The 23628-nt window shown below is 70.4% G+C and carries 26 protein-coding genes; 8 read left to right on the top strand and 18 right to left on the bottom strand.

The window, feature by feature from the left end; all coding sequences use genetic code 11:
- Nucleotides 1–88: 88 nt before the first annotated feature.
- A complete protein-coding gene (locus V5F53_RS01260) occupies nt 89–841 on the bottom strand; it encodes an alpha/beta fold hydrolase (RefSeq protein WP_393998045.1) in 753 nt (250 codons plus the stop codon).
- Nucleotides 842–894: 53 nt separating this feature from the next.
- On the bottom strand, nt 895–1974 hold the full coding sequence (locus V5F53_RS01255) for a hypothetical protein (protein WP_393998046.1): 1080 nt from the start codon (nt 1972–1974) through the stop codon (nt 895–897).
- Between the two features lie 195 nt (nt 1975–2169).
- Here V5F53_RS01255 and V5F53_RS01250 point away from each other — a divergent pair, with 195 nt between their 5' ends.
- A complete protein-coding gene (locus V5F53_RS01250; protein WP_393998047.1) occupies nt 2170–2430 on the top strand; it encodes a zinc-finger domain-containing protein in 261 nt (86 codons plus the stop codon).
- Nucleotides 2431–2472: 42 nt separating this feature from the next.
- Nucleotides 2473–3660, top strand: coding sequence for an FAD-dependent monooxygenase (locus V5F53_RS01245; RefSeq protein ID WP_393998048.1), 1188 nt, complete (start codon nt 2473–2475; stop codon nt 3658–3660).
- Nucleotides 3661–3678: 18 nt separating this feature from the next.
- On the opposite strand, the gene V5F53_RS01240 is transcribed toward V5F53_RS01245, so the two are convergent.
- The gene (locus tag V5F53_RS01240; protein ID WP_393998049.1) at nt 3679–4377 is read right to left on the bottom strand and encodes a VIT1/CCC1 transporter family protein; all 699 of its coding nucleotides are present in this window, start codon (nt 4375–4377) and stop codon (nt 3679–3681) included.
- 135 nt (nt 4378–4512) lie between these two features.
- Nucleotides 4513–5484 carry a glutathione S-transferase family protein gene (locus V5F53_RS01235; protein WP_393998050.1) on the bottom strand — a complete coding sequence of 324 codons (972 nt, stop codon included), beginning with the start codon at nt 5482–5484 and terminating at the stop codon, nt 4513–4515.
- 367 nt (nt 5485–5851) lie between these two features.
- Between V5F53_RS01235 and V5F53_RS01230 the strand changes: the two genes are divergently transcribed.
- The gene (locus tag V5F53_RS01230; protein ID WP_393998051.1) at nt 5852–6346 is read left to right on the top strand and encodes a GNAT family N-acetyltransferase; all 495 of its coding nucleotides are present in this window, start codon (nt 5852–5854) and stop codon (nt 6344–6346) included.
- Between the two features lie 30 nt (nt 6347–6376).
- Here V5F53_RS01230 and V5F53_RS01225 read toward each other — a convergent pair whose 3' ends face one another.
- Nucleotides 6377–6829 carry a hypothetical protein gene (locus V5F53_RS01225; protein WP_393998052.1) on the bottom strand — a complete coding sequence of 151 codons (453 nt, stop codon included), beginning with the start codon at nt 6827–6829 and terminating at the stop codon, nt 6377–6379.
- Nucleotides 6830–6900: 71 nt separating this feature from the next.
- A complete protein-coding gene (locus V5F53_RS01220; RefSeq protein ID WP_393998053.1) occupies nt 6901–7482 on the bottom strand; it encodes a LuxR C-terminal-related transcriptional regulator in 582 nt (193 codons plus the stop codon).
- Nucleotides 7483–7670: 188 nt separating this feature from the next.
- On the opposite strand from V5F53_RS01220, the gene V5F53_RS01215 reads away from it, so the two are divergent.
- The 3 genes from V5F53_RS01215 to V5F53_RS01205 all read left to right on the top strand — a co-directional run bounded on the left by V5F53_RS01215 (nt 7671) and on the right by V5F53_RS01205 (nt 11476).
- On the top strand, nt 7671–9218 hold the full coding sequence (locus V5F53_RS01215) for a class I adenylate-forming enzyme family protein (protein WP_393998054.1): 1548 nt from the start codon (nt 7671–7673) through the stop codon (nt 9216–9218).
- Between the two features lie 88 nt (nt 9219–9306).
- Nucleotides 9307–10113, top strand: a complete 807-nt coding sequence (locus tag V5F53_RS01210; protein ID WP_393998055.1) for an SDR family NAD(P)-dependent oxidoreductase — start codon at nt 9307–9309, stop codon at nt 10111–10113.
- A gap of 139 nt (nt 10114–10252) precedes the next feature.
- Entirely contained in the window at nt 10253–11476 is a 1224-nt protein-coding gene (locus tag V5F53_RS01205) for an ABC transporter substrate-binding protein (RefSeq protein WP_393998056.1), read from the top strand.
- 72 nt (nt 11477–11548) lie between these two features.
- Here the strand turns inward: V5F53_RS01205 and V5F53_RS01200 are convergent, their stop codons facing one another.
- From V5F53_RS01200 to V5F53_RS01185, 4 genes are read right to left on the bottom strand one after another with little or no spacing between them, the layout of a single operon-like run.
- The gene (locus tag V5F53_RS01200; protein ID WP_393998057.1) at nt 11549–12016 is read right to left on the bottom strand and encodes an SRPBCC family protein; all 468 of its coding nucleotides are present in this window, start codon (nt 12014–12016) and stop codon (nt 11549–11551) included.
- 53 nt (nt 12017–12069) lie between these two features.
- Nucleotides 12070–12534, bottom strand: a complete 465-nt coding sequence (locus V5F53_RS01195) for a thioredoxin domain-containing protein (protein WP_393998058.1) — start codon at nt 12532–12534, stop codon at nt 12070–12072.
- Nucleotides 12535–12538: 4 nt separating this feature from the next.
- Nucleotides 12539–13075, bottom strand: coding sequence for a hypothetical protein (locus V5F53_RS01190; RefSeq protein ID WP_393998059.1), 537 nt, complete (start codon nt 13073–13075; stop codon nt 12539–12541).
- Nucleotides 13075–14094: a threonine aldolase family protein gene (locus V5F53_RS01185; protein WP_393998060.1), complete on the bottom strand. Its 1020-nt coding sequence runs from the start codon at nt 14092–14094 to the stop codon at nt 13075–13077. The genes V5F53_RS01190 and V5F53_RS01185 overlap by 1 nt, the downstream gene beginning before the upstream one ends.
- 79 nt (nt 14095–14173) lie before the next feature.
- On the opposite strand from V5F53_RS01185, the gene V5F53_RS01180 reads away from it, so the two are divergent.
- Nucleotides 14174–14518 carry a hypothetical protein gene (locus V5F53_RS01180; RefSeq protein WP_393998061.1) on the top strand — a complete coding sequence of 115 codons (345 nt, stop codon included), beginning with the start codon at nt 14174–14176 and terminating at the stop codon, nt 14516–14518.
- A 112-nt stretch (nt 14519–14630) separates the two neighbouring features.
- On the opposite strand, the gene V5F53_RS01175 is transcribed toward V5F53_RS01180, so the two are convergent.
- Both V5F53_RS01175 and V5F53_RS01170 read right to left on the bottom strand, forming a co-directional pair.
- A complete protein-coding gene (locus V5F53_RS01175) occupies nt 14631–14843 on the bottom strand; it encodes a type II toxin-antitoxin system HicB family antitoxin (RefSeq protein ID WP_393998062.1) in 213 nt (70 codons plus the stop codon).
- Entirely contained in the window at nt 14840–15082 is a 243-nt protein-coding gene (locus tag V5F53_RS01170; protein WP_393998063.1) for a hypothetical protein, read from the bottom strand. The genes V5F53_RS01175 and V5F53_RS01170 overlap by 4 nt, the downstream gene beginning before the upstream one ends.
- 278 nt (nt 15083–15360) lie before the next feature.
- Between V5F53_RS01170 and V5F53_RS01165 the strand changes: the two genes are divergently transcribed.
- A complete protein-coding gene (locus V5F53_RS01165) occupies nt 15361–16782 on the top strand; it encodes an exopolysaccharide biosynthesis polyprenyl glycosylphosphotransferase (protein ID WP_393998064.1) in 1422 nt (473 codons plus the stop codon).
- 119 nt (nt 16783–16901) lie between these two features.
- Here V5F53_RS01165 and V5F53_RS01160 read toward each other — a convergent pair whose 3' ends face one another.
- From V5F53_RS01160 to V5F53_RS01135, 6 genes are all read right to left on the bottom strand, one after another.
- Complete coding sequence (locus V5F53_RS01160; protein WP_393998065.1) at nt 16902–18062, bottom strand: AGE family epimerase/isomerase; 1161 nt, start codon at nt 18060–18062, stop codon at nt 16902–16904.
- A gap of 11 nt (nt 18063–18073) precedes the next feature.
- Nucleotides 18074–19300, bottom strand: a complete 1227-nt coding sequence (locus tag V5F53_RS01155) for an HAD-IIIA family hydrolase (RefSeq protein WP_393998066.1) — start codon at nt 19298–19300, stop codon at nt 18074–18076.
- Nucleotides 19301–19378: 78 nt separating this feature from the next.
- The gene (locus V5F53_RS01150) at nt 19379–20428 is read right to left on the bottom strand and encodes a GHMP family kinase ATP-binding protein (protein ID WP_393998067.1); all 1050 of its coding nucleotides are present in this window, start codon (nt 20426–20428) and stop codon (nt 19379–19381) included.
- A gap of 163 nt (nt 20429–20591) precedes the next feature.
- Complete coding sequence (locus tag V5F53_RS01145; RefSeq protein WP_393998068.1) at nt 20592–21500, bottom strand: alpha/beta fold hydrolase; 909 nt, start codon at nt 21498–21500, stop codon at nt 20592–20594.
- A gap of 19 nt (nt 21501–21519) precedes the next feature.
- Nucleotides 21520–22446, bottom strand: a complete 927-nt coding sequence (gene mepA / locus V5F53_RS01140; RefSeq protein ID WP_393998069.1) for a penicillin-insensitive murein endopeptidase — start codon at nt 22444–22446, stop codon at nt 21520–21522.
- Nucleotides 22446–23453 carry a L,D-transpeptidase gene (locus V5F53_RS01135; protein ID WP_393998070.1) on the bottom strand — a complete coding sequence of 336 codons (1008 nt, stop codon included), beginning with the start codon at nt 23451–23453 and terminating at the stop codon, nt 22446–22448. The genes mepA and V5F53_RS01135 overlap by 1 nt, the downstream gene beginning before the upstream one ends.
- Nucleotides 23454–23628 lie beyond the last annotated feature (175 nt).

Here is a 23628-nt window from a genome sequence, read left to right as displayed (position 1 = left end):
TTGGCTGCCTTCTTATCATAGCCCGCGCCCCGGCGAGAACGCCCGGTAGCGCGGTGCAGCCGTGCCTTTCACGAGTACGAGATCGGGCTCAGGGCCGGCGCCGCAGGAACTCCACCACGCCTTGCTTGAACACCTTGTCGCCCACCGCCGGATTGTGGTCCCGGTTGGGAATGGGGAGCAGCTCGCCGTCCGGCAGCAGGTCCACCAGCGGGCCCGGGTCGCCGGCCACCGCGTCGCGGGTGCCCACCGCCACCAGCACCGGCTGGAAGATGCGGCCCACCTCCTCCCGCGTCAGCACCTGCCGCGAGCCGCGAATGCAGGCGGCGAGCGCCTTCAGGTCCTGCCGGTTGGCGTCGGCGAAGGCGCGGAACATGCGGCCCATGGGGTCGGCCACATCCTCCAGGCGCGGCGCCTCCATGGCGTCTGCGATGGATTGCGGCAGGCCCACCCCGTCCACCAGGTGGATGCCGAGCCCGCCGATCACCAGCGCGCGCACCGCCTCGGGAAACAGCAGCGCCATGAAGGCCCCCACCCGCGCGCCCATGGAATAGCCGATCACGTCGGCCCGCTCGATGTGAAGATGGGCGAGCAGGCGCCGGGCGTCCTCGGCCATGCGCGCGGTGTCGTAGAGGGCCGGGTCGTAGACCTTGCCCGAGGCGCCGTGGCCGCGGTGGTCGAAGCAGATCACCCGGTGGCCGGCCTCGGTCAGGGTCTTCACCCAGGACGGGCCGACCCAGTTGATCTCCTTGTTGGAGGCGAAGCCGTGGATGAGGAGCACCGGATCGCCCGCCCCCTGGTCGAGATAGGCGATGTCGATGCCGTCGGAATTGAAATGGGGCATGGAGACGTCCTGCGCGCGGCCCGCGACCCCGCGATGCCGGAACCGGCGCGACCCTAGTGCCGCGCCCCGCCGCTGCCAACCCCGCCCCGCCGCCCGCCCCGCCGCCACAGCCGCCGGGCGCAGGCGACGCAGAGGGCGTTGATGGAGGACACCAGCAGATAGGCATAGGCGCAGGCCGCAAGCCCCCACCACACCAGCTTCAGCAGCACCCCGGTGACAACGATGGCGCCGCGCCCCAGGGTCTTCAGGATGGCCAGGGTCTGCCCGCCCTTGGCCTGCGCCAGCCGGGCCACCCGGCCAAGGTCGCGCCCGCCATCGGCCACCTTCAGCCCTTCAAGAGCGGCGCGGGTGCCGGCCTTGGCCTCCACGGTCGCCACATCGTCCAGCATGCGGGCGAGACCCGCCAGCCGGTCGGTGCGCACCACGCCTTTGAGCGCCGCCGCATCGGCCACGACGGGATTGGCGGCGAGCCGGCGCAGGGCGGCGAGGTCCACGCTCTCGCGCGCCGCCCGCGTCAGGCTGCGCGCCAGCCCCACCGAAAGCCGGCCGGTGCGGGCGCCCGCCTTCACCACCGTGATCCCGGCCCGCACCGGCAGGCTGGCCCCGCCGGTGGCATAGGTGCCGGCGGTGAGCGCCAGCCCCACGGCGGACAGGCCGAGAATCAGCTCGTCGGCCGCCTCCCCGCGCGCCAGCTTCCAGCCCTCGCGGGAAGCGTCGCGAATGTCGCCCCAGACCATCATGTCGCCCACCAGCGCCCCGGTGAGGCCGGCCAGATCCTCGGGCTGGCCGGTGGCGAAGCCGGCGCCGAAGCTGCGCGCGGTCCGCGCCGCCTGCGCCGCCGGGGCGGTGGCCGCCGCCACCCGGGCGCGCAGCTCGGCCGGCAACGGGAGCGCCCGGGCATCGGCGAGGGCGACGTAGGAGGCGGCGAGCGCCGCGTCGTCCCCCCGCAACGCCGCGTCGATGGCGGAGGCCGCGTCGGCGGCCGAGAAATCGGCCAGGCCGAGGTCGGCGAGAACGGCCGGATCATCACGCGCGGCCACCAGGCGCACGCCCTGCTTGGCCAGCGGCACGAGCCACGGCGCCGCCCCCAGGAGCGCGGCGAGAAGGGCAAGAAGGGCGAGGATGCGAGCCATGTCCCCCACCATATGGGCCCACCGCCACCGCGCGAACAGGGCCCCGGTTCACGGGCGGCACGCGGCCGGGCTCAGCCCGCCGGGCAATGCCGCCGGCGCGCGGCTCGGGCGCAAGTGCCGCGCCGGCCCCCCTTTCATCATGGCCGCGCAGAGGATAAGGTCGCGGCGCAATTTAGATCCTCTACAGGCAGAGCCATGGCGGACACCGGCATTCCTCACTTCTGCAACGACCTCGGGCTCACGGTGATCGAGGTGGGCAGCAAGGAGTTCATGTGCGTCGGCGCCGCGCCGCCGTTCGACCATCCCCATATCTTCCTCGACCTCGGCGAGGATACGGAGAAGGTCTGCCCCTACTGCTCCACCCTCTACCGCTACAATCCGGCGCTCGGCGCCGGCGCCGCCAAGCCGGAGGCGTGCGTGTGGCACGACGAGGACGAGACATCCGCCGCCGCCTGACGCCGCCGCTTTCCGCCGGCCGCCGTGGCGGTCGGAACTGACATGCCCGATCCCATCCCCTTCCGACCGAAGCCGCAGCTCGCGGCCCGCAGCGCCGTCATCGTTGGCGGCGGCATCGGCGGCCTCGCCTGCGCCATCGCGCTCAGCCGGGCCGGCCTTGCCGTCCAGGTGGTGGAGCGGGCGAAGCGGCTGCGCGAGGTGGGCGCCGGGCTTCAGCTCACCCCCAACGCCACCCGCGTGCTGCGCGACTTCGGCCTGCTCGACCGGCTGGAGGCGGTGGCGGTGGCGCCGCGCGCCCTGGACGTGCGCGACGGGCGCACCGGGGCCACCCTGACCCGGGCCGAATACGCCCCCGCCGCCGCCCGCTACGGCGCGCCCTTCCTGGTGGTCCATCGCGCCGACCTGCAGACCCTGCTGGCGGACGCCGCCGCCCAGTCCGGCGCCGCCATTGCGCTGGGGGCCGATCTCACCAGCGTCGAGCCCGCCTTCGGCGGCGTGCGGGCGGTGGTGAACCAGGGCGGCGATCTCATTGCCCATGGCGCCGACATCCTGGTGGGCGCCGATGGCGTGCGCTCGGCGGTGCGCGGCCATGTCGGCCCATCGGCGCCGCCGGTGTTCGCGCGGCGCCTCGCCTATCGCGCCACCGTCAACGTGCCCGACGGCCATCCCAACGAGGTGCGGCTCTATCTCGGCCGCGACGCTCATCTGGTGGTCTATCCGGTGAAGGGCGGGACCAGCTTGAATGTGGTCGCCATCGTGAAGGAAACGACGCCGGTGGCCCGCTGGAACGCCCCCGGCGACAGCGCCGCCGTGCATCAGGCCTTCGCCGGCTGGGCCCCCGAGGCGCGCACGCTGCTGGAGAGCGCCGGCCACTTCCTGTGCTGGGGCCTCTACGACATCGACCCGCTGCCGCGCTGGAGCGCCGGCCGGGTGACCCTGCTGGGCGACGCCGCCCATGCCATGCTGCCGTTCCTCGCCCAGGGCGCGGCCCAGGCCATTGAGGATGCGGCCGCCCTCGCCCGCGCCGTCACCGGTCACCGTGACGCGGCCGCCGCCCTCCGGAGCTACGAGAGCGACCGGCAGGCCCGCACCGCCCGGATCCAGCGGGAGGCGCGGCGCAACGGCGTCATCTATCACCTCTCCGGCGTGCCCCGATTCGCCCGCGATCTGGTGATCCGGCGCCAGGGCAGCACCCTGCTGGACCGCTACGGCTGGATCTACGAGGCCTGACGGCCCCGGCCGGAGCGATCAGACCGCCGCCCCCACCAGGTGGCCGACGCCGGCAGTGACCGCCATGGCCAGCGCGCCCCAGAAGGCGACGCGCAGGGTGGGCTTGAGGACGGCGGCGCCGCCCATCCTCGCTCCCACCGCGCCGAGCGCCGCCAGCAGCAGCAGCGACACGATGGAGATGGCCGGAACCAGCACCCCCTGGGGCGCCACCGCCGCCGTGATGATCGGCACGATGGCGCCGGCGGAAAAGGTGCCGGCCGAGGTGAGCGCCGCCTGGATCGGCCGCGCCACCACCACTTCGGAAATGCCCAGCTCGTCGCGGGCGTGGGCGCCGAGGGCATCCTTCGCCATGAGCTGCGCGGCCACCTGCGCCGCCAGTTCCGGCTCCACGCCCCGGCTCACATAGATCGCGGCCAGCTCGCGCTGCTCGAAGTCCGGCATGGCGGCCAGTTCGCGCCGCTCCTGCGCCAGCTCCGCCTCCTCGGTGTCCGCCTGCGAGGACACCGAGACATATTCGCCCGCCGCCATGGACAGGGCGCCGGCGACGATGCCGGCGATGCCGGCCACCAGCACATCCTCCGACGCGGTGGCCGCCGAGGCGACGCCCACCATCAGCGAGGCGGTGGAGATGATGCCGTCGTTGGCGCCGAGCACGGCGGCGCGCAGCCAGCCGATGCGATCCACGAGGTGGCGCTCGGTATGCAGGGGAGGGTTCACGATCGTTCCTCGATTGAGGGATGCCGGCGCGGACGCCACGCTACGCCCGAACACCCTGGTGCGCCAGCGCGGCCCGGCCCGCGCCCTTCTGCGCGGGCGCGGTGACAGCTTCACGACGAGCGACCCGCCGCCCTGTCAGGCCCCGGCGAAACGCCCGCGATCCTGCGGTCCGTCGAGGTCCATCACCGGCCCCACGGGCACGATGCCGGTGGGATTGATGGTGCGGTGGCTCTCGTAATAATGCCGCTTGATATGGGTGAAATTCACCGTGGGGCGAATCTCGGGGCGCTGGTACAGCGCCTTCAAATAATTGAAGAGGTTGGGATAATCCGCGATGCGGCGGAGGTTGCACTTGAAATGGCCCACATAGACCGGGTCGAACCGCACCAGGGTCGTGAACAGGCGGATGTCCGCCTCCGTCAGCACGTCGCCCACCAGCCAGGCATGGCGCGACAGGTGTGCCTCCAGCGCGTCGAGACGGGCGAACAGCACCCCCACCGCCGCCTCGTAGGCGGCCTGGGTGGTGGCGAATCCAGCTTTGTAAACGCCGTTGTTCACGTCGTCGTACACCTGCTGGTTGACGGCATCGATCTCGGCCCGCAGGGCCCCGGGATAGTAATCGGCCGTATCACCGGTGAAGGCGGCGAAGGCCGAATTGAACATGCGGATGATCTCGGCGGATTCGTTGCTTACGATGGTGGAACGCTCCCGGTCCCAAAGCACCGGAACCGTCACCCGGCCGGAATAGGCGGGATCGGCTGTGGTGTAGACCTCGTGCAGGCGGGTTTTGCCGAGCACCGGATCGGGCGCGGCGAAGGTCCAGCCCTCGCTCCCCATGAACGGCTCCACCACGCTCACCGGAATCACCGGCTCCAGCCGCTTCAGCGCCCGCATGATGAGGGTGCGGTGGGCCCAGGGGCAGGCCAGCGACACATAGAGATGATAGCGCCCCGCTGCGGCGGGAAAGCCGCCCTCCCCGCTCGGCCCGGGGGCGCCGTCGGCGGTGACGAAGTTGCGGAAGCGCGACACCTGCCGCTCGAAGCGCCCGCCGGTCTTGGCGGTGTCGTACCATTGGTCGTGCCAGACGCCGTCGATGAGAAGGCCCATGACCTCGCTCCTGAATGGGGGCGGCGGCGCCGGGCCCGGGCCGCGCGCGTCCGCCTGCGCTGCAGATAGGCACCCGCTCCCGCCACGGCCATGCGCACGCGGGCAAGCACCGCTTGCGTCCATGCCGGACCCATGCCGCCGGCTCCCCCTGGACCGGCGCCAGAGAGCATGCTATCGCCCGCCTCCTCAAGAATCGAGACACCGGCGAGAGGACCGCCATGGCCCGGGGCCAGCAGCGACGACGAATGAACGCGGTGCGCCAGAGCGCACGCGTCGCCTTGCCCGCCTGACCCCCCTTCGGCGACGCCCCGCGCGCCGGGGCCCGGGCGGATTGCACCATCCCGCCCTCCGATCGCCGAAGACCAGCATGACCGAGCTTCCCCTCACCATCGCCACTGAGACCCCCGACGACGACGCAGCCGTGAACCGGCTGCACGAACGCACCTTCGGCCCCGGCCGGTTCGCGCGCACCGCGTTCCGCATTCGCGAGCAGGCCGGCCACGAGCGGTCCTTGTCGTTCACCGCCCGGGTGGGCACCATGCTGGTGGGCTCGGTGCGGCTGACGCAGGTCCGGGTGGGCGCCACCCCGGCGCTGCTGCTCGGCCCGCTGTCGGTGGAGCCGCCGTTCCAGTCGGTGGGCATCGGCGCCCGGCTCATGGACGTGGCGTTGAAGGCCGCGGAGACCGCCGGCCACCGGCTGGTGGTGCTGGTGGGCGACGCGCCCTATTATGCCAAGTTTGGATTCAAGCCGGTGCCCCCCGGCACCGTCGCCCTGCCCGGCCCGGTGGACCCGGCGCGGCTGCTGGTGGCGGAGCTGAGCCCCGGCGCCTTCGCCGGCGTCTCCGGCATGGTCAACGCCTAGGCGCACGCCTCCCCCGGCCCGGCGTCTCGCTCAAGCCAGGCGCCACGCCAGGGCCAGGGCCAGCACGACGGCGAGGCCGAGGTCGGAGACCATGGCGATGCTCTCCTGGCCGTTGCGTTCCGCCACGCATGCATGCTGCACCCCGGCCAGCCCGAGGAACACCGCCCCGGCCAGCGCCGCCGGCACCAGGAAGGCGGGCCAGGCCAGCGACAGCAGCGCCAGCAGGGCAATGGCGGCATTGGCGAAGCCCAGCTCCCGCACCACGATGTGCGCGCGCGGATCGGCGAGCCCGAGGATCCGCGCCGTGAACTCCGGCTGCGCCATCTGCTTCACCGCCGCCAGCATGATGCGCACGCCGACGCCCCAGAACGTAAACCACTTGCCCGCCAGGGCCGGCAGGCTCCCGCCGTGCAGCGCCAGTTCCGCGCCGATGGAGGCCACCGGCAGCACGAGCATGGTGGCCAGGATGACGAACAGATACATGCGCCGGGGCCTCCCGAGGATCTTCCGGCGGCCAGCCTACACCTGAAGCGCGGCAACGGACGAGGACGGCGTCACCCGAGTCCGCCGCCGATGCGCAGGTTCAGCTCGGCGGCGTTGTTCACCTTCAGCTTGCGCATCAGGCGCAGCCGGTGGCCTTCGACCGTGCGCGGCGACAGGCCCAGCAGCTTGGCGATCTCCTTGCTCGTGCGCCCGCGCGCCACGTGGCAGGCCACGTCCCGCTCGCGCCGTGACAGGGTCGCGTCCAGGTACGGGGGCGTCGGCAGCTCGCCGAAGCTCCACACCGCGCGGGCCAGCGGGTCCGCCGGGCTGAGCGAGCGGCCGGCCACCCGGCACCAGAACAGCTCGCCGTCGGCCCGCTTCATGAAGCGCTCGTCGGCAAAGGCGCCGCCCTCGCGCAGGGGCGCAAGCCAGTGGTCCACCACGTCGGCGAACGCATCCACCGAGGGATAGAGCTGCGCCAGGGAGCGGCCCGCCAGCGCCTGGGGATCGGTGCGGAACAGGTCGGCGAAGGCGCCGTTGCAGGCGGCGATGATGCGATGGCGAGACAGGGCCAGCGCCACCGGCGCGCTCAGGAATCCTTCCGCCAGAGCTTGAGCCTCGTCCTCCATGGCCGGCCTTTCGTGAACGAACATCGCGTAATTCTACGCATTGCCGCCGGCCTGTCACCGGGGCTTACCTGAACGCACGAAACCTTGAACGACGCCGGACCACCGGCGCGGGGGAGATCATCTCCCCACAGGTGAGGAAATATGACGCCACATCCGCCCGGCCGCCGCGCCGGTTCTCGTTCCCTTTGCGTCCGCGTGGCCGTGGTGCGGCCATGAACATCGCCCTCTGGCTGGCGGCGCGCGCGCGTCTCGCCCCGCGGGCCCCGGCGCTGCTCGACGGCACGCGCGTGGAGGCCGACTACGCCACCTTCGCCCGCCGCGCCGGGGCCATCGCCCGCGCCCTTCGGGACCGGCACGCCATCGCCCCCGGCGACCGGGTCGGCGTGTTCATGGGCAACCACACCCGCTACCTCGAATGCCTGTACGGCATCTGGTGGGCGGGCGCGGCGGCGGTGCCGGTGAATGCCAAGCTGCACGGCAACGAGGCGGCATGGATCTTTGCCGATGCCGAGGTCAAGCTCGCCTTCGCCGCCGGCCATGCGCTGGAGGCGCTGGAGGAGGTCGGCGGGGCCGCCGCTTTGCCCCCGGTGATCGACGTGGAGGGCCCGGCGTTCGAAGCCCTGCGCACGCCGCCGCCCGAGCCGGAACCCCTGGCCCGCGCGGGCGATGACCTCGCCTGGCTGTTCTACACCTCCGGCACCACCGGCCGCCCCAAGGGGGTGATGCTGAGCCACGGCAATCTCGTCGCCATGTCGCTCGCCTATCTCGCCGACGTGGATCAGGCCCGGGCCGAGGACGCCATCGTCTATGCCGCGCCCATGTCGCACGGCGCCGGGCTCTACAATTTCATTCATGTGCGCGTCGGCGCGCGCCATGTGGTGCCCGCCTCCGGTGGCTTCGACGCCGACGAGGTGCTCGACCTGGGCCACCAGATCGGCAACCTGACCTTCTTCGCCGCCCCCACCATCGTGCGCCGGCTGACCGAGGCGGCGCGACGGCGCGGCGAGGACGGCACGGGCATCAAGACCGTCATCTATGGCGGCGCGCCCATGTATCTGGCCGACCTGGAAGCGGCCATCTCGGTCATGGGCCAGCGCTTCGTGCAGATCTACGGCCAGGGCGAAAGCCCCATGGCCATCACCGCCCTCGCCCGCGGCTATCACGCCGACACCCGCACCGAGGCCGGGCGCGCCCGGCTCGCCTCCGTGGGCGTCGCCCAGAGCGTGGTGGAGGTGCGCATCGCCGATGCCGACGGGCGCACCCTGCCGCCGGGCGAAACCGGCGAGATCGTGGTGAAGGGCACCACCGTCATGCGCGGCTATTGGCGCAACCCCAAGGCCACCGCCGCGGCCATCAAGGAGGGCTGGCTGTTCACCGGCGATCTCGGCCGCATGGACGAGGACGGGTTCCTGACGCTCACCGACCGCTCCAAGGACGTCATCATTTCCGGCGGCACCAACATCTACCCGCGCGAGGTGGAAGAGGCGCTGCTGACCCATCCGGCCGTGGCCGAGGTGTGCGTGGTGGGCGAGCCAGACCCGGAGTGGGGCGAGAACGTGATCGCCTACGTGGTCACCACCCCCGGCGCCGCGGTCACCGACGCCGAGCTGGACGCCCATTGCCTGTCAGCCATCGCCCGCTTCAAGCGTCCCAAGCGCTATGAGCGGCGGCAGGAGCTGCCCAAGAGCCATTACGGCAAGATTCTCAAGACCGTGCTGCGGGCCGAGACCGCCGAGCGGCGGCCGGCCCCCGCACGCTGAGCGCCGCGCGCCAACGCGGCCCCTCGGCTCGCCGCCGACACCCGACCGGGCACACCGGCGGACAACGACAAGATCAGGGAGAGATGCAATGGGTGAACGGCTTTCGGGCAAGACGGCGCTGGTGGTGGGCGCCGGCTCGGTGGGACCGGGCTGGGGCAATGGCAAGGCCACCGCGGTGCTGTTCGCCCGCGAGGGCGCCAAGGTGTTCTGCGTGGACGTGAACCCCGCCGCCGCCGAGGAGACCGCCAACATCATCCGCGCCGAGGGCGGCGACGCGCAGGCGTTCCAGGCCGACGTGTCGAAGCCCGCCGAGATCGCCGGCTTCGTCGAGGCCTGCATACGCCACTATGGCCGCATCGACGTGCTCGACAACAATGTGGGCCTTGCCGAAGTGGGCGGCGTGGTGGAGCTCGACGAGGCGGTGTGGGACCGCATGTTCCAGGTGAACCTCAAGAGCTGCTTCCTGGCCATGAAGCACGTGATCCCGGTGATGGAGCGCCAGGGCGGCGGCTCCATCGTCAACATCTCGTCCATCGCCTCGATCCGCTACACCGGCGTGCCGTATTCCACCTACTACGCCACCAAGGCGGCCATGAACCATCTCTCGCGCACCACCGCGGTGGAATATGCGGGCAGGAACATCCGGGTGAACTGCGTGCTGCCCGGGCTCATGAAGACGCCCATGGTGGAAAAGTCCACCGGCCTCGCCGACACCTATGCGAAGGGCGACGTGGAGGCCATGTGGAAGGCCCGCGACGCGCAGGTGCCCATGGGCCACATGGGCACCGCCTGGGACGTGGCCTATGCCGCCCTGTTCCTGGCCAGCGACGAATCCCGCTACGTCACCGGGCTCGACCTGGTGGTGGACGGCGGCGTCACCCTGAAGATGGCGTGAGCCGGCGGCGGCGCGGCGAAGGGCGCACTCTTCTGCGGATGACGCTCAGTTTTGCGTGATCAAAACACGCCAAGGAAAGAAACTCGGCTATGCTCGCGCCCAACAAGAACGCGAACAAGCTCTGATGAGGGAGGAAACATTGAAGACACGCAACCTGCTGCTCGCGGCAACGCTGCTGACCCTGGCCGCGCCCCTGGCCACCACCGGCGCGAAGGCCGAGGACATCCCCGTGAAGCTCGGCGTGCTCAACGACATGTCGGGGCTGTACGCCGACATCTCCGGCCCCGGCTCGGTGGTGGCGGCGCAGATGGCGGCCGACGACTTCATGGCCAAGAACAAGGGCATCAAGGTGGAAGTGGTCGGCGCCGACCACCAGAACAAGCCGGACGTCGGCTCCGCCATCGCCCGCAAGTGGTACGACCAGGAAAACGTCGACGTCATCATGGACACCACCACGTCTTCCGTGGCCCTGGCGGTGACGGACGTGACGCGCGAGAAGAACAGGATCTTCCTCGTTTCCGGTGGTGGCACCTCCGATCTCACCGGCGCCAAGTGCTCGCCCAATACCGTGCAGTGGACCTATGACACCTGGGCGCTGGCCAACGGCACCGGCTCCGCCCTCACCAAGCAGGGTGGAACGCCCTGGTTCTTCATCACCGCCGACTACGCCTTCGGCGCCGCGCTGGAGCGCGATGCCGCCGCGGCCGTGAAGAAGGCCGGCGGCACCGTGGCCGGCAGCGTCAAGCACCCCCTGAGCGCCACCGATTTCTCCTCCTTCCTGCTGCAGGGCCAGGCGTCCGGCGCCAAGGTCATCGGCTTCGCCAATGCCGGCTCCGACCTCATCAATGCCATCAAGCAGGCATCCGAGTTCGGCATCACCCAGGGCGGCCAGTCGCTGGCGGGCCTGCTCATCTTCTCCAGCGACGTGAAGGCGCTGGGCCTGCAGGCGGCGCAGGGCCTGCTGCTGACCGAAGCCTTCTACTGGGACCTGAACGACGACACCCGCGCCTTCTCCAAGCGCTTCGCCGAGAAGTTCAACGGCAAGATGCCCACCAGCGCCCAGGCCGGCGTCTATTCCAGCGCCATGCACTATCTGAACGCAGTGAAGGCCATCAACACCAAGGACGCCCCCAAGGTGATGGCGCAGATGCGCGCCACCCCCATCGACGACCCGCTGTTCGGCAAGGGCGAAGTGCGCATCGACGGCCGCGCCACCCACCCCATGTACCTGTTCAAGGTGAAGAAGCCGGCGGACTCGAAGGGCCCGTGGGACCTTTATGAGCTGGTCGCCACCATCCCCGCCGACGAGGCCTTCCGCCCGCTGGCCGATGGCAACTGCCCCTTGGTCACCGCCAAGAAGTGAGCCGCGCGCGCCCGCCGGGCGCAGGCCGCATCGAGGGGGCCGCGTTCGCGCGGCCCCTTTTTCGTGACCGGCTCAGGCGCCGTGCTCCACCAGGTCCGGCAGGCGCTTGGCCAGGGCCCGCAGCACGCTTTCCGAGCCCTTGGACATGATCTCGAACACGTTGTCGGAGGCCGCCTCGGCGGCAAAGCCGTCATGCCGAAAGGTGAGGCGGGTGCCGGTCTCGGTGGGGGTGAGGGTCCAGGTCACCACCGTGTCGATGAAGCGGCCGAAGCCCTTCAGCTCCTCATGGCCGCCGCGCCAGGTGAACTTCAGCAGCTTTTCGGGCTGCACCTCCACCACCTGGCAGCGGAACTCGCCGTCCCAGCGCTCCACCGGACGGCTCCAGATGGTGAACTTGTGCTCCACGACCGGCTGGATGTCGTTGGGAAAGAACCACACGGCAAGCCATTCCGAATCGGTCATGGCGCGCCAGACGGTCTCCACGGGAAAGGCGAACTCGGCTTCCTTCTCGATGAAACGGGTCTCGGCAACGAGGGTCACGGTGCAACTCCCAATCTGACGATGAAGAACGGATGACTTCGGCCCCGGCGCCGTCAGCGGGCCGGCTCCAACGCCGCGTCGGCCTCCGACAGGGCGCTGTAGATCCAGCGCCGCAGTTCCCCGGCGGCGAGCACCCCGGACACCCGCGCCACCTCCCGCCGGCGATGCACGAAGCTCAAGGTGGGGATGGTCTGGATGCGGAAGGAATTGGCCAGCTCGCCCTCGGCGTCCGTATCCACCTTGGCAAAGCGCACATGGGGCTCGAACTCGGCCGCCAGGGCCGCGAACATGGGCGCCAGGGAGCGGCAGGGGCCGCACCAGTCGGCCCAGAAGTCGATGAGCAGCGGCAATCCGTCGGCGGCAGTGTGGGCATCGAAGCGCGCCGCGGTCAGCACCATGGGACGGCCGGTGAACAGCGGCTGGCAGCAGGCGCCGCACCGTGCCGCCTTCAGCTCGACGCTGGAGGCGTGCGGAATCCGGGCGTCGCAATGGGGACAGGCGATGGTGAGCGGGCTCATGGGGTCACTCCAGTGCGCAGGCGGGCTCCAGCCGCCCGGCGAGGCGTTCAGCAAAACGGGCCTGAAAGGCGGTCCAGGCAGCGGGGGCTGGAAATTCCACCCGCGCCCACCATTCGACGGTGCCGGTCCCGTCGGCCCAGGCCCGCGGCGCGGGGGACCAGCCGAAGGCCGGCCAGGACGGGTTGCGCGCCACCTGTCCGGCGCCGTCGCGACGGGCGGGGCGGCCGATCTGGGCGCAGAGCGCCGCCATCACGTCCGGCTGGAAGGTCAGCGCGAACGACACCCCATGGCGGTTGAGCCGGTGCGGCGGGCGCAGCAGATGCTGGGTGATGAGGGCGAAGGCTGGCGGCCCGTCCGCCGCGCGGAACTCTCGCAGCACCAGCAGGCGAAAGCCGGATGGCCCCAGCACCGCCGGCACCGCGTGAATGGCGACCGCCTCGGCATGGGTCGCGGGCGCGGCATGCTCCAGGGGTGCGAGATGCTCCAGGGGTGCGAGATGCTCCAGGGGCGCGCGATGGTCTGGGGGCGCGGCGGGGTCCATCAGCCCACCCTCGCCAGCTCGATCAGGCGGTCCACCTCCTCCCCGCCGGTGGCGAAGGAGGTGACGAAACGCCGGCCCTGCGGCCCCAGCGTCGGCCAATCATAAAATCGTGCGCCCCGGTGCCGCAGCGCCTGGGCCAGCGGCTCGGGCAAACGCACGAAAACAGAGTTGGCCTCCACCGGATGCACCGGAACGTACCCGAGCGCCGCCAACCCGGCCCCCAGCCGCCGCGCCAGACCATTGGCGTGTCCGGCCAGGCGCAGCCACAGGCCGTCCTCGATGGAGGCCAGAAGCTGCGCCGCCAGGAACCGCCCCTTGGCCATGAGCTGGCCGGCCCGCTTGCGCCGCCGGTCGAAGCCCGCCGCCAGCGCCGGATCGAAGAACACCACCGCTTCCGCCATCATCCCGCCGTTCTTGCTGGTGCCAAACGACAGCACGTCCACCCCCGCCCGCCACGTCAGGGCGGCGGGGCTATGCCCCAGCCCGGCGACGGCGTTGGCGAAGCGGGCGCCATCCATGTGCACCTTGAGGCCCCTGGCGCGCGCAGCCCCGGCGCAGGCGGCAAGGGCGGCGGCGGCGTAGCATGTGCCCGCCTCAGTGGCCTGGCTGAGCGACAGAACCGCCGGCTGCACCTGATGCGCCGAGGCCGGCGCATCGAGCCGGGCCGCCAGCGCCGCCGGGTCGATGCGGCCGTGATCGCCCGGCAGGGTCAGCAGCTTGGCGCCGGCGCTGAAGAATTCCGGCGCCCCGCATTCGTCGGTCTGGATGTGGGCGTCCGCATGGCACAGCACCGCGCCCCAGGGCGGCAGCAGGTGCGCCAGGGCCAGGGCATTGGCCGCCGTGCCGCTGAGCACCGGAAACACCCGCACCTCGGTCTCGAACAGGACGCCGAAGGCGGCGTCCAGCCGGGCGGACCCCTCATCGCCGCCATAGGCCGCCGCATGGCCTGCCGACGCGCGGGCGAGCGCCGCCTGGATGGCGGGCGCGAGGCCGCCGGTATTGTCGCTCGCGAAGTCCATGGCACCAAACGTGCAAGAATGCGGCCGACTCCGCCCGGCGCCGCCCAGGCCCGGCGCGGGGGCCCGCAGCGAGGCCGCAGTGACCCGGACCGACTACATTCCCGAGCTCAGCGAAGTGCGCATGGTGCGCCGCGCGCCGGAGCACCCCTTCCCCCTGGAGGACGACGACCGCGCCTATGTGTCGGGCCGGCTGCGGGACGTGGAGGCGGCATTCGGACGTGTCGCCTTCCCGGGCCTGGCCTTCGGGCAGATCCCCGGGCGCGCCTTGATCGGCCAGTTCATCACCTGGTGGCGGACGCTGGAGCCGGACACCCCGGCCCAGGCGGAGGCCCATGCCCAGCTGCCGGCGGCCATCCGCCTGCTGGACACGGTGTCCGCCTGGATGGAGGAGCAGGCCGCGCGCCGCCCACCCGGCGGGCGCTGAGACCAAAGTTCGTGAGCTTGACTCATGGGCTTTTGGTCAAGCCCGCACGGCGCTTGAGCGGCCCCGCTTGGCCCCGGTCTGAAGACCGGGGCCGATGGTATGAGATCGCAGGTCAGCCCGCCGAAGGCTCCGGCGGCACCCGGTCTGCGGCCCTCAGGGCGTCGATGCAGGCGAACAGGGCCAGCCGCCCGTCGGCCAGCGCCTCCTCTGGCGTATCACCGACACCCAGGCATCCGGGAATGTCGGGAAAGCACGCAACGAAGCCACCGCCCTCCTCGGGCGCGATAGGCTTCAGCTCATGGCGATAGGCGGCGATGTCGGTCATTGGTCGAACCCGTCCATGCGATCGATCATCTCGACGAACGCCCGCACGTGCACCGCGCGGATCCTCCCCTTCATCGGCACGGCCACGCAATTGGGGACCGAGGGATGGGTGAAGACCACGTGGGTTCCCGTGACCTTGCGAAACTTCAGCGCATATTGGGAAGCTGTGATTTCAAGGTCGGCCGGCCGCCAGTCGCCGCCCGGATTGCTGCGCAATGCTTCGAGACGTTTGTTGTACATGGTGAAAATCCGTCAAAAAGATCGAAAATGAAAACCTGGAAAGTCTTCAGTCTAGGCGCGGGCGCCCCCTGGGCAAGCCGAAAAAAGCGCCGCCCGCGCGCCGTGGCGCCGCGAACGATCCAAAGCGTTGGAATCAGACATAATCCGTGAGACCGGCCGGCATTAATCAAAGCTTAAAATCAGTGGCTGGCTACCCTTGACGGTCCAGCCGCGATTAAGGAGAAGTTCAGGATAAGCCTCGATCGCATCATAGGTTGGGCTTGCGGGAATGCGGCACCATGACTCGTTGGACCCACGGCCTTATCAATCGCCTCGTCATCGTCTGCGACATCGCCATGACGCTGCTGGCGGCAATCGTGGCGCATTTGCATTGGAATTTCCTGTCCTGGAGCCAGATTTCAATTCTCTGGATCATCGGCATCTTCAGCTTCGTGCAAATTCTTCAGTTTGGCCGGGCCTATCGCGTTGAACATTACTCGCTCGTGCGACGGCAGATCGGCCACATCATCGTCGGCGGCATTCCCGCCGCGGCGGTGGTCGTGGTATGCTATTACGCCCTCATTCCCACCGAGGGAACCAGCCTGCGGGCCCTGGTGGGCTGGAGCGTCACGACCATCGTCGCCCTGGCGTTCGGCCGTCTGGTGCTGGTGCGCCTCGGCATGATCCTGGTGAAGCGGCATGCGGTCCTGCGTCGGAACGTGGCGGTGCTCGGCGAGCGTGTCCGCGCCCGCGAGCTGGTGGACCGCTACAACGAGCAGGAGGCCCAGGGCGGCCTGCTGTCCTTCGTCGGCATCTTCAGCGACGATCCGGAGGCCCCCGACAGCGGCATCTCGCCCGTCACCGGCAAGTCCTACCCGCATGAGCGCGGCGGCGTCCGCGAGCTTCTGGACTATGCGCGCAACGCCCCGGTGGACATGGTCGTGATCACCAAGTCCTGGTCCGACCCGGCCGCCATCAGCGCCCTGGTGGGCGAGCTGCACCAGATCGCCACGGACGTGGTGGTGGAGCTGGACCCCCATTCCTTCTCGCTCAACTATGCCCACCTCACCATGCTTGCCGGCGAGCCGGCGCTCCAGGTGCAGCAGCAGCCGTTCAAGGGCTCGCTGGGCCTGCTGAAGGCGGTGGAGGACTACGTGGTCGCCACCCTCGGCCTCATTGTCACCTCGCCGATCCTGCTGGCGGCGGCCATCGCCATCAAGCTGGAATCCCCCGGTCCGGTGCTGTTCACCCAGCCGCGCGTGGGGCGCAACAACAAGGTGTTCCAGGTCTTCAAGCTGCGCACCATGACCGTGGACCCCAATGACGACGGTTCCGCCGGCACCCGCCGCGACAGCCCGCGCATCACCCGCATCGGCCGCTTCCTGCGCTCCAGCTCCATCGACGAGCTGCCGCAGCTGCTCAACGTGCTGAAGGGCGACATGTCCATCGTCGGGCCGCGCCCACACGTGCCCAACATGCTGGTGTCGCCGAACGTGGTGTACGAGGCCATCCAGCACTACGTGTCGCGCTACCGGGTCAAGCCCGGCATCACCGGCTGGGCGCAGATCAACGGCTCGCGCGGGCCCATCCAGTCGGTGGAGAAGGCGGAACGGCGGCTCGCCCTCGATCTCTATTACATCGAGAACTGGTCGATCTGGCTCGACATCCGCATCATGGTGCTCACCATCACCAAGGGCATGGCCGGCCCCTCGGTGTTCTGAGGGCACGGCGGAGCGGATATGAAAATGGCCGGGCACGTCCCGGCCATTTTCATGCGGCAGCCCAACGCCGCCGGCAAAACCGGGCCGAGATGCGACCAGGACCCGGCGCGCCGTCCGCCTCAGCGGCGCCCCTCCACCGTGTCCAGCAGCTCCGCCAGCGCGCAGGTGATGTGATAGAGCGAGGAGCCCGGCGCGGGCATGTCCACCCAGGAGCCGTCGGGATTGGACACATCCTGCCAGGTGCCGGGAACCGGCATGTCCAGGTAGAGCTTGAGGCCGGCATAGGCCCGGCGCGCCTCGTCGGCCTCCTCACGCGTGCCCAGGCGGCGCAGGCGGGCGAGCGCCACCTTCAGCCGCTCGGTCTGCGGCCACAGGCGGGCGGTGGCCTTCACCACGGCCCCGGCGGTGGTCACCTCGTTGATGGCCACCCCGCGCACCGGATCGATGCCATGGGCGCGCCCGAACGCCGTCAGCCGGTCCGAGACCTCCGCCCCCGGCCAGCCCCACGGCACCAGCCCTTCGAACAGCCAGGCCCATTCGAAGCAATGGCCCGGCTCGACGATGATGCCGTCGCGCCCGGGCGCGGGCTGTAGATCCTCGGTGAAATATTCGGTGAGGGCACCGCTGGCGCCGTCGATGAAATGGTCGCGGCACAGGCCGGCCATGGTCTCCGCCCGCGCCTTCCACTGCGGCTGGCCGCTCAAGGCGTAGAGCGCGGAAAACGCCTCGAAGAAATGCATGTGCGGGTTCTGGTGGCGGAATGGGCGTGGAACATCCTTTTCCACGAACCCTCCGGCCGGGTGGAGGTGATCGGCCTCCAGCACCTTGATGTGATCGGCCGCCACCGCCAGCAGTTCCGGCCGCTCCAGCGCCGCGGCGGCATGGCCCAGGCAGAACAGCATGAAGGCCTGATCGTACAGGTCGGCGCGGGCGTCGAGCACGGCACCATCGGTGGTGAAGGAATGGATGAACAGGCCATCCGCCCGCCGCCCGTGGGCGAGCAGATAATCCACCGTGGCGCCGGCCAGTTCCCGCCACGGCCCGGCCCAGCCCAGCCGCCCCATCTCGCAGAACGAATAGGTGTGGCGCGCCTGCACGAACAGGCGGCGCGGCGCATCGTCGGCGGCGCCGGCGCGGGTCAGGCGTTCGGCGAACAGGCCCTTCGGCGAGCGCCCCACCGTGGACCACAGGGGAGCGGCGACCTCGAGCAGCCAGTGCCGGGCGTCGGCCGCCACGTCCTGGAGGCTGGCGACGGCGGGCGAAGCGGGAGCGGCGGGCATGGCGGGTCGCCTCAGGGCTGGCCGGCGGGACGGGACGCCGCGGGGTGCAGTCCCTCGACGAAGGTGAGAAGGTCGCCGCCGGTGAACAGGTGCCCGGCGACACCGGCGCCGGTGGCGGCTTGAAGGTCGGACGCCTTGTCGCCGATGAGCAGGCTTGCTTTCACGTCCACCGGCCAATGGTCGAGCAGGTCGAGCAGCATGCCCGGCGCCGGCTTGCGCCAGGGGTGGGCGCCGGTGTAGCGCGCCACCGTGCCTTCGGGATGGAACGGGCAATAGCGCCAGTCGTCGATGGAGCCGCCAACGGCGCGCAACTCCTCCTCCATCCAGGCGTGCAGCCCGCGCACCGCCTCCTCGCCGTAATAGCCGCGCGCCACGCCGGCCTGGTTGGTCACGACGAAGGTGTAGAAGCCCAAGTCGTTGAAGCGCTTCACCGCCGCCTTCGCGCCCGGCACCCAGGTGATGTCGGCCGGGTCGTGGGGATAGCCCGTATCCACATTGAGCACGCCATCGCGATCGAAGAACACCGCCGGCCGCCGCCGCCGCGCCGGCACCGACACCTGGGCGTCCGCATAGGTCTCGGGAATGCCGATGTCGATGAAGAAGCCCTCGTAGGCCACCCCGGTCGCCTTGCCCTCCGCCACCAGACGCGGCAGCAGGTCGCTTTCCACCGAGGATGGACAGGCCAGCGTCTCCACCGCCCGGCGACGCATCACATAGACGCCGCCATTGATCAGCGCCCGGTCGAGCCCCGCCCCGCGCGGGCGGAACGCAGCGATGCGCGCGCCCTCCAGGACGATGGTCTCATAGCGGTCCGGCTTCTCCACCAGGCGCAGCGACATGCCCACGTCGGATGCGTTGGCCAGGGTCTGGGCCACCAGATCCAGCCAGTTGAAGTCGAACCAGGTGTCGCCGTTGAGCAGCAGGAAGGTGTCGTCCAGCAGCGGCAGCGCGTTCACCAGGGCGCCGCCGGTGCCAAGCGGGGTCGGCTCGATGGCAATATCCACGGTGACGCCGAAGCGGCCGCGCACGTCGGTCCGGTCGATATAGTCGGTCACCACCTCCGCGCGGTGGCCCGCCAGCAGCAGCACCTTGGTGAAGCCGCGCCGCCGCGCCTCGGCGATGAGCACCTCCACGAACGGAATGTCACCCACCGGCAGCAGCGGCTTTGGCGTGTCGGCGGTGAGCGCGCCGAGGCGCGTGCCGAGCCCGCCGAGCAGAATCACACATTGGTTCACCACCAGCCCGTCCCCCCGTGATCCGCATCGGGCGCGCACCGCGCCCCGCCTTCCGTTCACCGTCCTGAAGGTCCCGCCCGCTCAGGTGCAGATCGGCCAGCCCTCGGCGCCGTCGAAGGTGAGCTTCACCGCGCTGGCCTGGCCGCCCGCCGCGTTCAGCACCCGCTTCAGGCGATACACGTTTTCCGGATCGGTGAGGAACATCAGGAAGCCGCCGCCGCCCGCCCCCGATACCTTGCCGGCCCAGGCATCCGCCGCCATGGCCTCGTTGAACAGCCGGTCCACGGCCTCGGTGGCGACCCCGGCGGCGGTCGCCTTCTTGGCCGCCCAGGAGCGCCCGAGAATCTCCGCCGTGCCGCGGATATCGCCGCGCAGCAGCGCCAGTTTCATGTCGATGGCGTCCTGCTTCAGCTTATGCATGTTCTCGAGGGTCTTGCCGTCGAGCTGCTTCAGCCCCGCCACCTGCTGCTTGATGATGTTCTCCGACTGGCGCGACTGCCCCGAGAAGCAGATGACCAGGGAGGACTCGAACTCGTTCAGATACTCCCGGCGCATGCGCAGCGGATTGACGATGGCCCGCTCGCCGGGCAGGAACTCGATGAAGTTGAGCCCGCCGAAGGCCGCCGAATACTGGTCCTGCCGCCCGCCGGCGAGGCCGATATGCACGCGCTCGATCTCGAACGCCAGGCGCGCCACCTCATACGGGCCCAGCGGCAGGTGCAGCGCCGAGCGGAAGGCCTCGATGAGGGCCACCACCAGTGCCGATGACGCGCCCAGACCCGAGCCCGCCGGCACGTCGATGGTGGTGGAGATGGTGAGCGGCAGCGCCACGCCGTCGCAATAGGTCTTCATCATGTGGGCATACACGGCGCGATGCAGCACCAGTCCCTCGTGAACCGAATGGTCCACGCTCGGTTCCAGCACCTCCTCGGTATCCACGTCGCGGGCGCGCAGCACCAGGGCGCCGATGCGGTTGGTGCGGATGTGGGCATAGGCGAAGCGGTCGATGGTGGCGTTCAGCACATTGCCGCCGAACTCGTCGCAATAGGGCGACAGGTCGGTGCCGCCGCCGGCCAGCCCGAGGCGCAGGGGAGCACGCGCACGAACATTCAACGCATCGCCGATGGCCATGGGGTTCAGGTCCTTACCCTGGGAGCGCCTGCAGCAGGCGGGGATGGTTTCAAGGGGTGGAGATGACAGGTCGCCGGAGCTTTCCGCCCCGCACCCTATCATCGCAAGGCGCGCGCCGGGCGCATTGACCGCGAGCAATCCCACGCCCGGCGCATCCGGAGGGTCAGGCCGCGCCCCGCAGGAACGGTAGCACCGCGTCGAGGGTGGGGCGCGGCGCCTCCTCGCACACGAAATGGCCGCCCGGCACCGCGGTTCCGGTGATCTGCGGCGCGAACGCACGCCACGCATCCAGCGGGCTGACGCCACGGCTGGGAATGCCGCTTTCCCCCCACACCAGGAAGGTGGGGCACGACAGGGTGCGCCCGGCGGCAAGGTCCACCTCGTCGTGGGCGAGGTCGAAGGTGGCGCCGGCGCGATAGTCCGAGCACATAGCGTGGATGCGATCCGGCGACGACAGCGCGGCGCGATAATAGGCCAGCGCCCGCGCGTCGAAGACGCCGAGATCCTTGGCGCCGGTCCAGCTCGCCAGGGTCCAGTCGAGATAGAAGGCCGGATGGCCGGCGATGAGCTTCTCCGGCAGCGGATGCGGCTGCGCCAGGAACGCCCAGTGATAGACCTGCAGCGCCCGCGCCCGGTCCATCTTGTGCCACATCACATAGGTGGGGGCGATGTCGAGCAGCACCAGCCGGTCGAGCCGGCCGGGATTGTCGAGGCCGAGCCGGTAGCCCACCCGTGCCCCGCGATCATGCCCCATGAGGTTGAAATGGGCGAACCCCAGGTGCTCCATCACCTCCACCATGGCGGCGGCCATGGCCCGCTTGGTGTAGGGGAGGAGATCGTCGCCCGGCTCTGGCGCCGCGCTCCAGCCATAGCCCGGCAGGTCGGGGGCGATCACGGTGAAGCGCTCGGCCAGCTTCGAAGCCACCAGGTGCCACATCACGTGGCTCTGGGGAAAACCGTGCAGCAGCAGCAGCGGCGGCCCCTCCCCGCCCTGGCGCAGAAAGATGCGCCCCGCCTTGGTATCCACGTAGTGAGAGGCAAAACCCGGAAAGAGGTCTGAGAGATCCGTCATGGGTGGTCCTCCGCGTCGCTTATTTGCCGCCGAGCACGGTGGTGCAGGCGGGGGGCAGATCGGCCAGGGTCATGGGCGGCTTCGGCTTGGACGGCTCCTTGTCGGGCTTGGGATGCAGCACCTCGTCGGAAAACCACCAGTCGAGCTCGGCGCCGCAGCCTTCCCCCGAGGGCGGCGCCTCCTGCCCCTTGCATTCGGCGCTGCCCTGCGGGCAACCGAGCCGCACATGCATGTGGTAGTCGTGGCCCCAATAGGGCCGCACCTTCCCGAGCCAGGCGCGATCGCCCGTGGCGTCGCGGCACAGCGCCTTCTTGATGGCGGCGTTGACGAACAGCCGCTCCACCTGCGGATCGGTGGCGGCGACGCGGATCACCCGCCAGTGATCCGGCCGCCATGCGGCGGGGTCGATATCGCGCCGGTCCTTGCGCACCATCATGGTGGCGGAGAGGTTCTCGCGCTCCTCCCGGCTCAGCGCCCGGCCGGGACTGGGGGTGAGCCAGATGTCCGCATCGAGCCCGACCTGGTGGGACGCATGGCCGGTGAGCATGGGGCCGCCCCGCGGCTGCGACATGTCGCCGACCAGGATGCCCCGCCAGGACGACACCTGCGGCACCTTGCGCGCGAACCGTTCCAGGAAAGCCACCAGCTCCGGATGGCCGAAATTGCGATTGCGCGACAACCGCATGACCTGCCACAGCGGGCCATTCGCTTCGGGTCCCGTCACCGGCAGCGCCGCGCCCCCCGCCAGGCAGCCCTTGGAATAGAAGCCGATGGCCTCGGGCAGAAAGTTGTCGGCCGGGGCGCGGACCCGGCCGAACAGCTCCTTGGCCGGAGTCGCCGGCTGGGCGGTGGCGGGGCCAGCCGCGCCCGGCAGCGCCGCCACGACCGCCAGCGCGAAGCCGAGCGCCGGCGCCGCGCGCTGGCAGCTCCGTGGTCCGGCCGCCATCAGCTCACCGCCTTGTGGGTCAGGATGACGAAGCCGTCGCCGCTGCGCGTGCCCGGATGGGCCGGCAGGTCGGTGACGAACAAGGTGGCTCCGGGCTTCACCAGGGCCGCCACCCGGCCATTGATGGCCGGATCGACGGTGATGCGGGCCAGCGCCTGCTGCGGCGCGCCGGCCGTGGCCCCTCCGCCCTCGCAGGATATGGCGCTCCAGCGCGGAACGCCGTCACGCGGGGTCAGCACATAGACCACGTTCCCGAGCGGGGTGGCGGGGTCCTTCACCGCAATCGGTCCCTGCAGCACGATCTGCGCCCCTTGAAGCACGGTCAATGAGCGGTCGGCGGCGCTCGCCACCATGGACACCGCCTCGGCATCGGCCGCCGGCGCCCCGGCTCCGGTGGCGTCCACCGCCAATTGCTGTCCCAGCGCCTCCGGCATCACCAGCCCGGGAGACAAAACCTCCTGCGGCGCGGTGTGGGTGTCGGCGATGATCACCGGCGTTCCCACATGCGTGATGCCGAACAGCAGCTTGGCGAATGCCAGCGGAAGATGGACGCAGCCATGGGACGAGGGATAGCCCGGCAGCCCGCCCGCGTGCAGCGCCACGCCCGACCAGGTCAGGCGCTCGGTGTAGGGCATGGAGGCATCGTCATAGAGGGAGGAGTGGTGGTCCACGTCCTTGCCCAGAATGGTGAACACGCCGGTCGGCGTATCGTGACCCTGGCGACCCGATGACACCGACGACACGCCGATGCGCACGCCGTTGCGGTACACATAGGCGCGCTGATCCGACAGGTTCACCACGACGGCCACAAAACCGTCGGGCGCGCGATCCGGATACCAGACGAACGCCCCCGGCTTCAGCGCCGCGATCGCGGCGATGTCCGGGTCCGGTCCCGCCAGCGCCGGGATGAGCGCGTCGAACCCGAGGCCGCAGACGGCGGCGATGCCGAGCTGGAGGACACCGCGCCGGGCGAGCAACAGCGGCCTGCGACTGGACCCATCGGACATGGCGGAACCCCAGGAGCGAATCATCTGCGCGAGTATGGGCGAGGATGTTTAATCCCCCATGTCCGCGGCGTTCGCTTCTCTCCGGCTGCCCGCCCCCGCGGCCTACACCGTAGCCTGCCCTTTCACCGCAACCGGCGGCGGCGCCCCGCTGAGATGGAACGGGAGCGACGGCCGG

The organism is Xanthobacter cornucopiae, from assembly GCF_043195065.2.
In the GTDB taxonomy this organism is placed as follows: domain Bacteria; phylum Pseudomonadota; class Alphaproteobacteria; order Rhizobiales; family Xanthobacteraceae; genus Xanthobacter.
The sequence above is the reverse complement of the archived record's forward strand: the minus strand, read 5'-3'. Positions and strand labels throughout refer to the sequence as shown.

What these genes read in the sequence shown, in the direction of transcription:
- V5F53_RS01260 (WP_393998045.1), bottom strand. Translation starts at nt 841, where the DNA reads ATGCCCCATTTCAATTCCGACGGCATCGACATCGCCTATCTCGACCAG.
- V5F53_RS01255 (WP_393998046.1), bottom strand. Translation starts at nt 1,974, where the DNA reads ATGGCTCGCATCCTCGCCCTTCTTGCCCTTCTCGCCGCGCTCCTGGGG.
- V5F53_RS01250 (WP_393998047.1), top strand. Translation starts at nt 2,170, where the DNA reads ATGGCGGACACCGGCATTCCTCACTTCTGCAACGACCTCGGGCTCACG.
- V5F53_RS01245 (WP_393998048.1), top strand. Translation starts at nt 2,473, where the DNA reads ATGCCCGATCCCATCCCCTTCCGACCGAAGCCGCAGCTCGCGGCCCGC.
- V5F53_RS01235 (WP_393998050.1), bottom strand. Translation starts at nt 5,484, where the DNA reads ATGGGCCTTCTCATCGACGGCGTCTGGCACGACCAATGGTACGACACC.
- V5F53_RS01230 (WP_393998051.1), top strand. Translation starts at nt 5,852, where the DNA reads ATGACCGAGCTTCCCCTCACCATCGCCACTGAGACCCCCGACGACGAC.
- V5F53_RS01225 (WP_393998052.1), bottom strand. Translation starts at nt 6,829, where the DNA reads ATGTATCTGTTCGTCATCCTGGCCACCATGCTCGTGCTGCCGGTGGCC.
- V5F53_RS01220 (WP_393998053.1), bottom strand. Translation starts at nt 7,482, where the DNA reads ATGTTCGTTCACGAAAGGCCGGCCATGGAGGACGAGGCTCAAGCTCTG.
- V5F53_RS01215 (WP_393998054.1), top strand. Translation starts at nt 7,671, where the DNA reads ATGAACATCGCCCTCTGGCTGGCGGCGCGCGCGCGTCTCGCCCCGCGG.
- V5F53_RS01210 (WP_393998055.1), top strand. Translation starts at nt 9,307, where the DNA reads ATGGGTGAACGGCTTTCGGGCAAGACGGCGCTGGTGGTGGGCGCCGGC.
- V5F53_RS01195 (WP_393998058.1), bottom strand. Translation starts at nt 12,534, where the DNA reads ATGAGCCCGCTCACCATCGCCTGTCCCCATTGCGACGCCCGGATTCCG.
- V5F53_RS01190 (WP_393998059.1), bottom strand. Translation starts at nt 13,075, where the DNA reads ATGGACCCCGCCGCGCCCCCAGACCATCGCGCGCCCCTGGAGCATCTC.
- V5F53_RS01185 (WP_393998060.1), bottom strand. Translation starts at nt 14,094, where the DNA reads ATGGACTTCGCGAGCGACAATACCGGCGGCCTCGCGCCCGCCATCCAG.
- V5F53_RS01175 (WP_393998062.1), bottom strand. Translation starts at nt 14,843, where the DNA reads ATGACCGACATCGCCGCCTATCGCCATGAGCTGAAGCCTATCGCGCCC.
- V5F53_RS01170 (WP_393998063.1), bottom strand. Translation starts at nt 15,082, where the DNA reads ATGTACAACAAACGTCTCGAAGCATTGCGCAGCAATCCGGGCGGCGAC.
- V5F53_RS01165 (WP_393998064.1), top strand. Translation starts at nt 15,361, where the DNA reads ATGACTCGTTGGACCCACGGCCTTATCAATCGCCTCGTCATCGTCTGC.
- V5F53_RS01160 (WP_393998065.1), bottom strand. Translation starts at nt 18,062, where the DNA reads ATGCCCGCCGCTCCCGCTTCGCCCGCCGTCGCCAGCCTCCAGGACGTG.
- V5F53_RS01150 (WP_393998067.1), bottom strand. Translation starts at nt 20,428, where the DNA reads ATGGCCATCGGCGATGCGTTGAATGTTCGTGCGCGTGCTCCCCTGCGC.
- V5F53_RS01145 (WP_393998068.1), bottom strand. Translation starts at nt 21,500, where the DNA reads ATGACGGATCTCTCAGACCTCTTTCCGGGTTTTGCCTCTCACTACGTG.
- mepA (WP_393998069.1), bottom strand. Translation starts at nt 22,446, where the DNA reads ATGGCGGCCGGACCACGGAGCTGCCAGCGCGCGGCGCCGGCGCTCGGC.
- V5F53_RS01135 (WP_393998070.1), bottom strand. Translation starts at nt 23,453, where the DNA reads ATGTCCGATGGGTCCAGTCGCAGGCCGCTGTTGCTCGCCCGGCGCGGT.